At 44.8% G+C, this 14,221-nt stretch carries 9 protein-coding genes; 3 read left to right on the forward strand and 6 right to left on the reverse strand.

Annotated features, from left to right (window positions below):
• Positions 1-118: 118 nt before the first annotated feature.
• The 5 genes from arcD to FD04_RS12350 all read right to left on the reverse strand — a co-directional run bounded on the left by arcD (position 119) and on the right by FD04_RS12350 (position 7,994).
• Positions 119-1,537: an arginine-ornithine antiporter gene (gene arcD / locus FD04_RS08720; RefSeq protein ID WP_056948337.1), complete on the reverse strand. Its 1,419-nt coding sequence runs from the start codon at positions 1,535-1,537 to the stop codon at positions 119-121.
• Positions 1,538-2,497: 960 nt separating this feature from the next.
• Positions 2,498-4,150, reverse strand: a complete 1,653-nt coding sequence (locus FD04_RS08730) for a peptide ABC transporter substrate-binding protein (protein ID WP_054700343.1) — start codon at positions 4,148-4,150, stop codon at positions 2,498-2,500.
• On the reverse strand, positions 4,140-5,072 hold the full coding sequence (locus tag FD04_RS08735; protein WP_056948339.1) for a proline iminopeptidase-family hydrolase: 933 nt from the start codon (positions 5,070-5,072) through the stop codon (positions 4,140-4,142). Before FD04_RS08735 ends, FD04_RS08730 begins: the two co-directional genes overlap by 11 nt.
• Positions 5,073-5,521: 449 nt before the next feature.
• Positions 5,522-6,493, reverse strand: a complete 972-nt coding sequence (locus FD04_RS08740; protein WP_056948341.1) for an N-acetylmuramoyl-L-alanine amidase — start codon at positions 6,491-6,493, stop codon at positions 5,522-5,524.
• Complete coding sequence (locus tag FD04_RS12350) at positions 6,486-7,994, reverse strand: C39 family peptidase (RefSeq protein WP_202813168.1); 1,509 nt, start codon at positions 7,992-7,994, stop codon at positions 6,486-6,488. Before FD04_RS12350 ends, FD04_RS08740 begins: the two co-directional genes overlap by 8 nt.
• 1,384 nt (positions 7,995-9,378) lie before the next feature.
• On the opposite strand from FD04_RS12350, the gene FD04_RS08750 reads away from it, so the two are divergent.
• Positions 9,379-10,194 (forward strand): 2-keto-4-pentenoate hydratase, encoded by an 816-nt coding sequence (locus FD04_RS08750; protein ID WP_054700338.1) that lies wholly within the window; start codon positions 9,379-9,381, stop codon positions 10,192-10,194.
• A 183-nt stretch (positions 10,195-10,377) separates the two neighbouring features.
• Here FD04_RS08750 and FD04_RS08755 read toward each other — a convergent pair whose 3' ends face one another.
• Positions 10,378-11,547, reverse strand: a complete 1,170-nt coding sequence (locus FD04_RS08755; RefSeq protein WP_056948343.1) for a pyridoxal phosphate-dependent aminotransferase — start codon at positions 11,545-11,547, stop codon at positions 10,378-10,380.
• A 233-nt stretch (positions 11,548-11,780) separates the two neighbouring features.
• Here FD04_RS08755 and FD04_RS08760 point away from each other — a divergent pair, with 233 nt between their 5' ends.
• Together FD04_RS08760 and FD04_RS08765 are read left to right on the forward strand one after the other, a co-directional pair.
• Complete coding sequence (locus FD04_RS08760; protein WP_056948345.1) at positions 11,781-13,220, forward strand: amino acid ABC transporter substrate-binding protein/permease; 1,440 nt, start codon at positions 11,781-11,783, stop codon at positions 13,218-13,220.
• Positions 13,217-13,954 (forward strand): amino acid ABC transporter ATP-binding protein, encoded by a 738-nt coding sequence (locus FD04_RS08765; RefSeq protein ID WP_056948347.1) that lies wholly within the window; start codon positions 13,217-13,219, stop codon positions 13,952-13,954. The genes FD04_RS08760 and FD04_RS08765 overlap by 4 nt, the downstream gene beginning before the upstream one ends.
• Positions 13,955-14,221 lie beyond the last annotated feature (267 nt).

Below are 14,221 nucleotides of genomic sequence, written 5' to 3' on the forward strand. Positions count from 1 at the left end.
AGAATTAATTTACCGTATTGCTCGTTTTTGTGGTGGAACTCAGAGATACAAAAAAGCACGACAATTTTTGAAAATTTGTCGTGCTTAATCAATGATTGAAATTAGTAGATTCAACGTCCTACAACGAAATCTGCCCCATCACCATCAAAGCAATCGTGATTGCGGCACCACTACAAATCAGTACCGTCGCCGAAAGCTCTAATTTATTGAGGTATTGCCCCTTATCCCGCTTTAAAGTTGCAGCGTAGAGGATAATGCCTGGTACGTAAACAATCAAACAAATCAGTAAGTACTGCAGGCCAGCCAAGGTAATCCCGACAAGCTGGAAAGTCAGCGCCGCCACACCGATCCACAATTGCAACCAGTTACCTTGGGTTGCGCGGTGTTGCCATGAATACTTAATTTGGTAGGCCGCTACGATAATGTAACACACCACGATCGATGCAGTACACAGACTGTAGGCGAATTCATAAGCTTTTTCAGCAAAAATCAGCATAATCATGAACGCCTGAACCATACATGCGGTCGTCATCAGCGCTAACGTTGGTACGCCGTGTTTATTCTTTTTACCAAACCGCTTTGGCAGTAAACCTTGTTGTGCCATCTCACCGAGTGTTTCAGCTGGTAGCATCGTCCAAGACAACCATGCACCAAGAATTGAGATAAACAGCCCAATGCTGATAAAGGCGCCGCCCCAACTGCCAACCATTTGTTCAAAGATGTAAACCATGGCCGGTTGTTTGAGCTGAATGAGTTCAGCGCGGGTCATGTAACCATAAGGTAAAATCGAGGCTAGCACGTAGATCAGTAACAAACAACTCACACCAATTAACGTTGCCCGACCGGCGATTCGCTGGCTTTTTGCTCTGGCAGAAAGGACGGTTGCACCTTCAATCCCGACGAAGACCCACATCATGATCATCATACAGCTCTTAATCTGAGACGCGACACTACCAAAGGTTACAGGGCCGGTTAGATTACCCCAAAATTGAGCGGTAAAAATATGACCCTTAAATAATATAATGGCGACAACAATGAAGGTAAAGATTGGAATCAATTTACAAACCGTGATGACCGTATTCATCACAGCCGCCGTTTCAATCCCGTGATTGACCAGCAACGTTAACGACCAAGCAATGAGGCTGGCAACAAAAATGGAGATTGGACTGTTACCCTTTTCAAATATTGGGAAGAAGTAACCTAAGGTACTCATGCAAACAGTGGCAAACGCTACGTTGCCAAGCCAAGCGGACATCCAATAACCCCACCCACTGATGAAGCCAACGAACGAGCCGAATCCAGCTTTACCATATGAAAAAATACCTTCTAAATCTGATCGTTTTGTTAATAAATTATTCAAACAAGCAGCTAACATTAAAATCCCGAATCCAACAATGATCCAAGACACAATGGCAGCACCTGGTGAGGCCGCGGCAGCAAGATCACTACTCAACGCAAAAATCCCGGAGCCAATTGCTGTCGTTACAACCAGGGCAGTAAGAGAAACACCGTTGATTTTGTGAGCCTGAGATGCCATAATTTTTCCCTCGTTTCATGGAATAGATTGGTTTTGTATAAAATATACATCTACTCCTTTTTGTATATTTTAAGTGTACCTAAGTTAGGTTAACAAAATATGGGGAAAATGTGAAAGTTTTTCAACAGTTTTTAATTCATATTTATGAAAGCTTTTGAAAACTGGTTTTTTGGCTAAAAACCAGTTTTATTTTTGTATATTATCAGAAATACACTGTATATTTCACAAGTGAAATCGGTTACAAAAATATTTTGAAATTCTTCTGATTTCTGTATTTATACATCTTTACTTTAAGGATAATTTACTACTGCCACTACCACTACGTGCTAGCGGGCTTTTGCCGCTGCTGTGGGACCAGCTTCAGCCACGCGAAGCACGTGTCTTACGCTTCGTTTCTGAGCCCCACCAAACCCGTAGGTCTCAGAAACGTCCAGTTCCACTAAACGCTGAAGCGTTAAGTGGAACTTGTCACTGCAGCGGCAAAAGCCCGCTAGCTCTCCGTTCTCGTTACATTTGAGAAATTATCACCATTAAAAACGAAAACAAAATATAAATCGCTCATTTTCTCTCGTCTTCACACAAGTCCCAAATTAACCATACAAATAGATAACTTTAAACATCCCACCAAGATATACTTTCGACAGCAATTGACGTCATAATTGTAATTAACCTCCAACTCAGCCGTAGTGCCACCAGGTATTTTTCGACTGGTGGCAGTGACAAGTGGCAGTTGGCGCTTTAGCGCTTACTGCTCACTGGACGGTTATGAGACTGGTTTTTAGGCTCATAACCGAGGCGGAAGACGCGCAGCGGCTGCAGCCGGTCCCACAGCCACCGGTCGAAAAATACCTGGTGGCCGAAGGCGACATCGAGCACAACCCGTATCCATCAAAAAAAGTTGTTCCTAATGAACTAGGAACAACTTTTCGACGTATTTCTTAAGAGAACTGTTTCAATATGCTACTTTTCAAGGTAAGCACGGGTATAATCGTTTTCACCAACTGGATGATACTCGATGCCCTTCAGCTTTGGATTAACCAGGTGACTTTCAACCATTGAATACAGTGGTACAACTGGCATCGTTTCGTTTAACCGCTTTTGAGCCGTCCGCATGTCCTTCCAGTACGAGCTCTCGTTAGCAGCGTTTGACGTCGTTGCATCCGTCATCGCAGCGTTAAACTGACTATCAGCGTAATGACCGTAGTTTTGTGGATTATTCTTAGTCAAGATTGACAAGAAGTTCTCTGGATCCCCAAAGTCTGCTAACCAGAAGGTTTGATCAAAATCAAAGGTCCCAGCAGCTTCCTTACCTGACCAGCTCTTAGTTGGCAAGTTTTGCGTTGATACTTTCACATTAGACAACTTTTGTTGCAACGTTCCTTGCAAATACTGAGCAACATTCTTATACATGGTGTCATCAGCGCCCACTAATTCTAGTGTGACGTTACCCTTAACCTTAGCTTCCTTTAACCCTTCCTTCCAAAGCTGTTTAGCCTTGGTAACATTGTAAGTTTCGCTAGGTTTCATTTCAGTCGCAAAGTCCTTACCCGTTGTTGGATCAGTTGCTAGGCCTTGCGCCACGTAAGTATAAGCTGGTGTTGACCCATCAGCCAACACATCCTTGGTCAAATGATTACGGTCAATGGCCAACGAAACGGCTTGGCGTAACTTAACGTTATTGAGTGTTTTACCCGACTTGGTGTTCAACCGTAGATAGTAAGTGCCGGCTTTTTGAACGTGTTGCAGGTTCTTATCTTTTTGCAAGCCTTGCGCCGTGACACCAGTAATCGTGGCATCATCCAATTGACCCTTACTGAACAAGTTGTGCGCCGTGTTGGCATCCTTAACGACCTGCATGTCGATTTCTTTCAAGTGGATTGCCTTTTGATCATAGTAATGACTGTTCCGCAACAGCTTCCAGCTATCATTGGTCCCAGTCCAACCGGTGACCTTGAATGGCCCATCAAAGACTGTCTTATCTGAACTAGTACCATACTTGCTGCCATACTTTTGAACCACTTTTGAATCTTGTGGGAAGAAGGCGGGCAAGATCATCATTTTACTAAAGTAAGGCATTGGGTGTTCCAAATTAACTTGGAGCGTATGTGCATCAACTGCTTTGGCACCAAGCTTAGTTGGCGATAACTTACCGTCGCTGATTTTATCAGCGTTTTTGATACCTGAGAATATGTAGTTGTAACCTGATTTTGATTTAGCTGAAACGGAGCGTTGCCATGATTTTACGAAATCGTTCGCTGTGACGGCATCGCCATTACTCCACTTGGCATTATGTCGGAGATGGAAAGTATAAGTTTTTCCGTTATTAGTGGGTTTAACCACTGATTCGGCAATCCCAGCAGAAACCTTGTTATTACTGTCTTGCCGGTATAAGCCTTCCATACTGTTTTCCAAGACGTTCCACATCGTTAAGTCAGCGAAGTTAGAATTATCGAGGGACAACAACTCTGAATTTTGCATTAATGAGATCTTCGTCGTACTCCCTGAGGTACTGCTCGAACTACTGCTAGCATTACCCGACGCCTTCGATCCACACGCCGCTAACAACACTGATAATCCAACTGCTAAACCACCTAAAAGAACTTTATTTTTCATCTGCTGCTACCCCCTGTTTTGACTGATTAAACGTGCCAGCTTCCACATCATCCAAGAATTCACCAAGCGTATGGAAAAATGCCTTGGGATTATCAGTACTGTGGCAGTGGCCGCCATCAGGTGTATAAACCAAACGTGAGTTACTCATCTCGCGGTGCATCCGTTCTGCCGTATCAAGTGGCATCGTATCGTGATCGCCAAAAGTTAGTAAGGTCGGCGTTTTAATCTTATGTGTATCAGCTCGCCGATCCCACTCGGTTAACTTACCAACCATCACAAACTCATTATCACCTTGGAAATAGTTATAAACGGGTGTCGCCATCGTCTCAACGTTATGGCTGAAGCCATTTTCAGGATGTCTCATGGCAAAATGGTTATTCAAAACGTCGACTAATTCACGGTACTTCGGATCATCGAAGCGCTCATCCGCTTCAACCTCTTTCATGTAAGCAACGTCGCGTTTTGACAACGTTTCGTCCCGTTCACGATTAATGTTTTCTATGTATTCGTCCAGGTTATCAATCATGCTCATAACCACGAGACCCTTTAAGTGTTCCGGATAGCGTAAGGCGTATTCTTGTGCTAACAAACCGCCCCATGAATGACCCAATAAGTAAAAGTGATCCAATCCTAACTGTTGTCGAACCTCTTCTAGTTCAGACAGATAATAATCAATCGTTAAATACTGACGATTTTCCGGTTTCGTGTAATCCGGCTGGTCTGAATAAAACGAGCCAAGCTGATCGTACATGGATACTCGCACGTGGTGGTCAGCTAAGTGTTCCGCAAAGTTTTCAAACTCTTCGTGTGTGCCACCAGGTCCACCATGGACACACAACAGATTCACATCACCTTCACCAACCGTTCTGGTAAATAAATGAAATCCATTTTTTAACGTAACGATTCGACTTCCTTGATGCATTCCCAATCACCTCAAACAAATTATTTGCTGAAGTTAACTAAACAAAGACGCCCTACAAAGATCAATCTGATCTTCATAGGGCGTCTCCGCGGTACCACCTATTCTCGTCCGGTGTTTACACACTGGACCTCTTCATCTACGGCCAATTGGCGATAGATTGGCGCTTTAATGGGCGCCTCCCAGTTTGGACTCAGTTCTAACTTGGCCCTCACCGCTCGAAGAGGATAGTCACAGTCTCACGCATACTACCCTTTCACCAACCGGTAGCTCGCTGCTTACGTTTTAACTGCAATGATTCTTGTCATCGCGTTTGTTTAATTAACGTTCATTGTTTCAACGTGTCCTAATTTAGTCACTTTGCAGAATTTTGTCAACTACGAAATATTTTTTACAGGCGTCAATTCGACAGCTAATCACCGTCATAGCAAGGTTAAAAACAAATTAAAAATTTATTTTTTTGCCACTTTTATAAAACCAATTCGGTGGTTAAACCAAATCTGTTTAAATGGCTGCCCATTTTCACACACCTTTAACCGCCCAGCTTGATCTGTCGCATCAATACCGGTTAACTGATCCACAACGGTATAAGCCTGACCCGACGCCATTTCGCCAACCGATTGAGCGTTTCGACCGGTACTACCATACACAGGTTCATCTGATTGTGCTCGATGAACCGATACTGCGTATTGACTAGCCACTTGACCATTGGTGTTTAAGAACCAAGCAAGTTGACCGTCATACCAAATCGCCACCCAATCACCCTGAGTCGCTGCACAAACGTAACTTTGACCATAACTGATCGTCCGAGTCCAACTTGGTTCATTTTCCGTTGTGAATAATTCACCCGATTGACTGGGCGCCTTATATAACGTTGCATTCTGACAAGTAATCACCAACGGTTGATCAACTTGAACCGGTTGTTCAGTATACGCCGTTTGCCCCAGTGCCTTAAAAAGTCGTGGCCAATCAAAATAGCGGCCAGGATCTTGGTGCATCTGGATTGCTTGATCAGCACTTGGCGTCGGAACCGAATCGTGGCCAAGGATGTGTGCTCGGTCTAGTGGAATGTGATATTGGACTGCATAGGTTTTGATCTGTGCAACTAAAGCGTTTAGCATCACCGGCGTAAAACTGACTGCGCTGTCGACATAGGCCTCCTGTTCAATTCCAAGAGAACGGCAGTTGATGTCCCAATTACCGGCATGCCATGCTACGTTTTGTGACGCCACCATTTCAGTCACTAAGCCATCGGTCTGGCGAATCACCACGTGGGCACTCACTTCATTGGGCGCCAAAAACCGCGCAACGGTGTCATCATAAGACAGTTGCGTGGCATGGATGATAATATAGCGAATCCCTAAATCTGACGGTCGGTTAGCAACCGTGTAGTTACTTGCCAGGGCTGCAATCTGGTTACGCATTTTGAGTACCTAGTGAAATCGTCCCTACAAGAGTTGGTGCTGCCAACCGGATCACGTAGACGGTCACCGTGCTGGCTTCCGGGTGCGCCTGTTTAAGAGCGTTAACATCTAGCAAAATTCGACCCTCGTCGTCCGTTTTTGCATACGCAAAGTGCTGTTGGGCAGTCGTTTCGGTCTGGCCACCGTCATCAAGAGTATACGCAACCGTCGTCGTACTTGCGTCGTACGAGTCCTTTTTGACAATCATTTCTGGTGTGATGGCAATAACCTGTTCGTTCAGATTAATTTGAAAGGCGTCATGCGCTTCATTAGCGATCAGTTTTACGTTCACTCGATTAGGTTGCATCAATCGCTCATAACCGGCGTAGTTTTCACCAATCATGTAGGCAACTCGTGAGTGCCAAGCCTCGCTAAATTGATCGAGCTTGTATAATCGCTTGGCATCCTCATCACTATCGGCATAAGAATCATTAACGGCAACATAATCGACGCCATCTAACTTGGTAAAGCCGGTGACGAGTAGTAAATGACCAGCAGTGTCGCCAGTCGCGTTTTCAACGTATGGATAATCAGCCTGATCTTGATGATTGCTATATTGGACGCTGACCCCAACTGGTAAGCCGAGTGCAATCTGCTTACGAAGTCCGTCCAGGTCAGTATAGGCCGTATAGGCTTTGTAGCCCAGGCTCCCCGCCATGGCAGTACTAAACGACCAATTACCAAAGCCTCCGTAGGCAACATCCAGATTACGCAAAGCAGCTTCTTCAGGTAAAATATCCGCATTTTGACGGTTAACCGCCATTGAAATTGTTGTTGGACTGCAAATACCAGGTGCCAACTTTGGATCACGAATCTCTTGCGAATAAGCGGGCGCTGGAATAACCCGGTCAACTTGAACATCATGGTGATCAACCATCAAATCACGTTGTAGTGGTTTAACACTGGCTGCAACCAATTTTAAAACTGGTGTTTGTTGACTATCATTCGAGTATAAATGAACTCTCAATTGTGCTTGCGAAGCCGAACCTGCCTTTACAGTCAGTGTATCTGTATCGACACTGGCCCGTGGATCATCATTATCATCAACGACGCTAGAGCTTGGTGCATTGGTTGACCAACGACCCCAGCTATGCCACTCCGACCAGTAGCCATCAACACCAACCCGGGCTTCGACTTCAACTGCAGTCCCTGCTGGCGTTAGTGCATTCCAAGAAGCAACTAAGTTTTTAAATAACGGCAAGTCAAATGGTGGTGTCGTCAGCGTCCCTTCACTGACATAATCCTCTTGTTGCTGTGCCAGCACCAGAGCTGACGGATCAGCAGCCGCAACGGTTAAATGATCAGTGAATTCGCCTAAATCGACTGCCGAAAAGTCATCAAATAACTTTGTATTCGCCTTAACAGCCGGTGCAAGTGCCCGGGTATCACGCTTGAAATAGAGGGCAGCTAACCCGGCAGCCAACCCAATTGTTGTTCCCAACAGAAATTTTGATAGTTTCACAGGCTTATCCTCACTTTGATCTAGTTAGCAAATTTATTTGTACAAAGTATAACATAATGTGTCGTTTGTTGCGTGAACTGGCTTGGTTGTGCGCATTCTTTAGAATTACTTATGGTAAATCGTGACATTAAATGGCATTTTTCGCCCACTACCACTACGGCCTAGCGACCGGTTGACGTTGCTACGGGACCGGCTGCAACCACTTCGTGTTTTCCGCCTTGGCTCTAAGCCTCAAGGACCGAGTCTTAGAACCGTCCAGTCTGACTAAGTGCGAAACGCACTAAGTCAGACTTATCGCTGCTACGTCAACCGGTCACTAGGCCTTCGTTCCCGTTACAAAGTAAATCATTTAACTTTTTGTTTTCTGAATACTAGGACACATTCATTCACATCCACCGCTCTGAAAAACAATGACAACGGACATGTCTCACCATTTGGCGGCCTTCAATGCGCTTTGTTAACCGTAGTGTCACCAGTGGTCTTTTCAGTTAATGGCAGTGATTAGTCGCAGTTGACGCTTTAGCGTTTACTGCGACTGGACGGCTTTTGAGACTCATTGCTTTTTGATGAGGCTCAAAACCGAGGCGTAAAACGCGTAGCGGTTGAAGCCGGTCCCACAGCCACTAACTGAAAAGGCCACTGGTGACCGGAGGTGACAGTCAAAAGAATCCCTACTACTTGTTCTTGAGCATTGTACAACTCAAGTAAAATATTTTCTCACCTTTTTCACATTTAAGTGTTGACAAGCCATAATTCAGGGTGTAGATTGATACCAATCATTAAATTTAGATGAAAGGCGTTGACGAGAAACATCAATCCCGTTTCGGATCAAGAGAGTTGCCGTTTGGTGTGAGGCAATGACGAGCGAGTGCGATGATCATCTCTGAGCTGTGTGCCGAACCGGCTAAGCCGAAGTAGAACACATTGGGTGCACCCATTATCGTGCCAAGCGTATCGCATTTTTGCCGTACGTGAGAGGTTATTTCAGTAATGAAATTTCGAATTAAGGTGGTACCACGTGAAAGCGTCCTTACTTGCAACGAGTTTGCAGTAAGGACGCTTTTTCGTTTCTAAATTTAACTAACGAACATTAAAGGTGGTGAGGACAATTGGAAGTTGGCATTAAGAGCACAGACGATAGCGACATTCAGATTTCACATATTGTATTAACACATAGCGTCAATGAAGCGCAATTTCTCATTGAACTCGCCAAATTAGGGTGAGTCACACATAACACACATAGTAACAACGATTTCTCAACACATATTGTACCAACAAGTTAGTCATACCATATTTCACACATATGCAACAACACATAATGTTTTACACACATAGCACTATTGATTGACATCACATAACAAACATAATTTTGGAGGTCTCGCCCATGAGTGAACAAGTATTAAGCAAACAAACCTTATCAGAAAAAGAAGCTAAGTTAGCAAAGGATCTATTTAACGCCTACACCACCCACAAGCCACTAACCGAAGCTGATTACGATGGCTTCGTTGACACAGAAGAAGCCGCTTACCGCGTTCAACGTCAACTCACTGAAGACAAGAACGAGGCAGTTGGTGGCTACAAAGTGTCACTAACCAGTAAGCAAACCCAAGATATGTTCGACTCAGACTCACCATTATACGGTGCGCAGTTAAAGAGTCACTTCGTTAAATCACCACATACGGTTGAAGCAAGCGAAGTCATGGAACCCCTCGCTGAAGTTGAAATGATGTTTACCGCTAAGGAAGATCTTTCAGCTAATGATTCACTTGAAGATCTCTTCCACAAAACGACGGTTGCGCCCGCAGTTGAAGTACCGGACTCACGTTTCAGTGACTGGTTCCCAAGCCTATCGAAGTATATGGTCATGTCTGACGCAGCTGTTGGCGGCTACGTAGTTTACGGTGAAGAAGCAGACACCGACAAGTTATTTGAAACCACTGATGATTTAGCTCATGTCACTTGTGAACTATTCCATGACGGTAAAAAGCTCAAAGATGGTGCCTCTTCAGAGGTGCTCGGTAACCCACTCAATTCACTACAATGGTTGGTTAAAAAGCTTGAAGATCAAGGCATGCCACTAAAGGCTGGCCAACGGGTTTCAAGCGGCACTTTCCTACTACCTGAATCACTCACTAAGGGTGATTGGAAAGCTACCTTTGACAAAGGGATGGGCGCCGTTTATCTCCACGTTAATCGTTAATTGATGGTAACAAATTTTTAAAAACCTTCTATATTATAGTTTCACACACACCATTCCAAGTCTGGACCGTTCCCGCGGTCCACAAACACAACTAAGGCGTTGCAGCTTTCCAATCCCGGAAGTTGCAACGCCTTTTTATGTGATATGCTGACGGCCTTTCATTAAATAATTGTTTACGTCCCTTTAAAACAGGTTAAGTTTACCGATTCGTTCGCAAGCTTCAGTAAAGCGTGGTTCGTCAATTAACAAACCGACCCGGACGTAACCTTCACCGCTAGCACCGAACCCCGTACCAGGTGCGACCGCCACGGCAGCCTTATCCAATAAAAGATCCGCAAAGCTTTCACTCGTATATCCCTTTGGTACCGGCATCCAAGCATAAAAGGCCCCGCCAGATGGATAAGGTTCCCAGCCAATTTTGCGTGCAGCTGCATAGAATTGATCACGTTGCTTCTGGTATAGGGCAACGAGCGCCTTGACGCTTGATTGATCACTATTTAAGGCTGCAACGGCTGCATCCTGAATGGCTGGGAAAACAGATACAAACAAGTGATCTTGAATCAGATTGAGGGCTTCAATCATGTCGGCGTTACCGACCGCAAAGCCGATCCGCCACCCAGCCATGTTATATGACTTCGATAACGTGTACATCTCGATACCGACTTCTTTGGCGCCGGGTGTCTGTAAGAAACTAGCTGGTCGCTGACCGTCGAAACCAATCGCACCATACGCAAAATCTTGGACGACCCCAATTTGATGCTGCTTAGCAAAAGCCACCGTCTGCTTGTAAAAATCAGGTGTCGCAATCGCACCGGTAGGGTTATTCGGGTAATTGAGATACATTAATTTGGCTTGGTCAACCGTTGCTGGATCCAGTTTTTGGTAATCTGGTAGGTAATGATTGTCAGCAGATAAGTGCATTAATGCTAATTTAACCTGCGCTAATGCCACCCCTGAAAGATAATCGGGGTAACCGGGGTCAGGTAACAGCATGGTGTCACCTGGGTTTAAAAGTGCAAATGGTAACTCAACCAAACCAATCTTGGAGCCACCCAAAATAGCGACTTCCTTTTCAGGGTCAAGCTCAACGCCATATTCACGTTGGTAAAAATCAGCAGCCGCTTGCTTTAAATTAGGCATGCCCCGAAATTGAGAGTACTTATGGCTTGCCGGATCTGCGGTCGCTTCTTGCATGGCTTTGACAATAAAATCTGGTGTCGGTTGGTCAGGATTCCCCTGTCCTAAATTGATAACGTCCGCCCCTGACGCAACTTTGGCGTTGACCTTTGCAACTAAACTGGCAAAGAACTGTTTCGGTAATTGCTGTAAAACCTTAGATTCTTCAAACTTCAAATCGTTTCCTCCTTCAACATGGTGGTGTGAGTAAAAGTTGCCTAGGCAACCTCACAATCTATGTAATTTAAAAGTCTCATTAAGATTAAATTAAATCACACTTTGAAAATCAATTCAAATCGGACTTAGTTATCATCAGATTCCAACATTGTGCTATACATGCGGCAGCATTTCTGCTATGATATTGCCATAATACATGTTAGCTTTTATAACATGATCTCAGGAGGCTCAGTATGAAACGCAGCTTTGCATCGGTTGTGAGCGGTTTAGCGGTTCTGATCACCCTCTTAGTAACATTAGGGTTCAGCACTACACCGGCGAAGGCAACCACAACTTACCAAATTGGAACGGACGTCACCTTCCCACCATTTGAATTTGCCAACAAGCAGAACAAGTATGTTGGGATTGATATGGACTTGATGCGTGCCATTGCTAAAGATCAAGGATTCAAGGTTAACATTAAACCAGTCGGCTTCAACGCTGCTGTTCAAGCTGTCCAGTCTGGCCAACTCGACGGTGTCATTGCCGGGATGTCGATCACAAAGGAACGTGAAGCCACTTTTGATTTTTCAAAGCCTTACTTCACATCCGGTGTGGTCATGGCCGTTCAGCCAAAGGGTTCGGTCACTAAACTCAGTCAGCTTCGTGGTAAAAAGGTCGCCGTCAAGACCGGTACTTCTGGTGCGGACTATGCTAAAAGCATTCAAAAAAAATACGGGTTTAAAATCGTTACCTTCGATGACTCTAATAATATGTACGAAGACGTCATGACTGGTAACTCGGCCGCCTGTTTTGAAGATTCCCCCGTTATGCAATATGGGATCAAGCAAGGGACCAAACTTAAAATCGTGACAAAACCAGCCGAGAGCGGTTCATATGGCTTTGCTGTTCAAAAGGGTAAGAACCAAAAGCTCCTCAAGCTGTTTAACAAGGGGCTTGCTGATTTGAAGGCAAATGGGACCTACGATAAAATCACTCAAAAGTATTTGGGCACAACGAAGAGTTCCGATTCTGCTTCTGATCGAAGTATCATTGGCCTGTTAAAGCAAAACAAGAGTGCTCTAATCAGCGGGTTTGAAGAAACCCTTTGGCTCACCATCGTAGCGATTTTCTTTGCCACCCTATTCGGCGTACTCGTTGGTTTGATGGGCGTTGTACCAAGTAAATTCATGAACGGTGTATCAACAACTTTGATTTACGTTTTCCGTGGTTTACCATTACTAGTGTTAGCCCTCTTTATTTATACTGGGATCCCAAGCTTAACGGGACAAAAAATTCCTGCTTTCGTTGCCGGGATTATCACGCTGATGTTTAATGAAGGGGCCTACATTGCCGCCTTTGTTAAGGGCGGTATCAACGCTGTCGATAGTGGTCAAATGGAAGCAGCACGTAGTCTGGGGCTCCCGTTTGGCAAGGCCATGCGCCGTATCATCCTGCCACAAGGCATTCGAATTATGATTCCATCATTTATCAACCAATTCATTATTACCCTAAAAGATACGTCAATTCTTTCCATTATTGGTATCTTAGAGTTAACACAAACCGGTAAAATTATCATTGCCAGAAACTTGGAGGGCTTCAAGGTGTGGTCCATCATCGCGGTCATCTACCTCGTCATCATCACTCTCTTAACATGGTTATCTAACTGGGTTCAAAGGAGAACACGACTATGAGTACAAAAGTAAAAGTAACGGATTTAATTAAAACTTACGGCGACAATGAAGTACTCAAGGGCATCAACCTATCCGTCGAAAACAATGAAGTGGTCGTTGTCATTGGTCCTTCGGGTTCTGGTAAAAGTACCTTTCTGCGCACCCTTAATAAATTAGAGGAACCCACATCAGGCTCAATTATTATCGATGACATGGACATTGCTGATTCAAAGACCGATATCAATAAAGTGCGCGAAAACATCGGCATGGTATTTCAACACTTCAACTTATTTAATAACCTCTCCGTTGGCGAAAACATCATGTTAGCACCGGTTGAGTTGAAAAAAGAAAACAAGGCAGAAGCTGCTGAACAAGCCAAAAAGTTACTGGCAACGGTTGGCCTGGAATCAAAGTTTGATGCCACTGTGCAGTCCCTCTCAGGTGGTCAACAACAACGGGTAGCGATTGCCCGCGCCCTCGCGATGAATCCTGACGTCATGTTATTTGACGAACCAACTTCGGCCCTTGACCCTGAAATGGTGGGCGACGTGCTCGAAGTCATGAAGAACCTTGCCCAACAAGGGATGACCATGATCGTGGTCACCCACGAAATGGGCTTCGCCAAGGAAGTTGCCGACCGCGTTGTGTTCGTGGATGATGGCAATATTCAAGAACAAGGGACGCCGGATGAAATCTTTAATCATCCGCAAAATCCACGTTTACAGGATTTTTTGAACAAAGTTTTGAACGTTTAATGGTTTATGAACCGACCTTCAGTACATGGAGGCCGGTTTTTTCAATTATTGAGAAGTACATTGCCACTGCCACTACGTCTAGCAGTATTTGGCCGTTGCTGTGGGACCGGCTTCAGCCACATCCAAAAAACGATGTGTCTTCCACCTCGTCGCTGAGCCTCAAAAACCGGGTCTCAGCGGCTTCCAGTGCCACGGCCAAATACTGCTAGACTCCGTTCTCGTTCCAACAAACATTCGCAAAAAACATTACAAACCATCTATGATCAG

It is taken from the genome of Secundilactobacillus odoratitofui DSM 19909 = JCM 15043, from assembly GCF_001434895.1.
GTDB classification, from domain to species: Bacteria; Bacillota; Bacilli; order Lactobacillales; family Lactobacillaceae; genus Secundilactobacillus; species Secundilactobacillus odoratitofui.

Excerpts from the sequence above, each read along its gene's own strand:
- FD04_RS08765 (WP_056948347.1), top strand. The coding sequence starts at position 13,217 with ATGAGTACAAAAGTAAAAGTAACGGATTTAATTAAAACTTACGGCGAC.
- FD04_RS08740 (WP_056948341.1), bottom strand. The coding sequence starts at position 6,493 with ATGCGTAACCAGATTGCAGCCCTGGCAAGTAACTACACGGTTGCTAAC.
- FD04_RS08730 (WP_054700343.1), bottom strand. The coding sequence starts at position 4,150 with ATGAAAAATAAAGTTCTTTTAGGTGGTTTAGCAGTTGGATTATCAGTG.
- FD04_RS08760 (WP_056948345.1), top strand. The coding sequence starts at position 11,781 with ATGAAACGCAGCTTTGCATCGGTTGTGAGCGGTTTAGCGGTTCTGATC.
- FD04_RS08750 (WP_054700338.1), top strand. The coding sequence starts at position 9,379 with ATGAGTGAACAAGTATTAAGCAAACAAACCTTATCAGAAAAAGAAGCT.
- FD04_RS08735 (WP_056948339.1), bottom strand. The coding sequence starts at position 5,072 with ATGCATCAAGGAAGTCGAATCGTTACGTTAAAAAATGGATTTCATTTA.
- arcD (WP_056948337.1), bottom strand. The coding sequence starts at position 1,537 with ATGGCATCTCAGGCTCACAAAATCAACGGTGTTTCTCTTACTGCCCTG.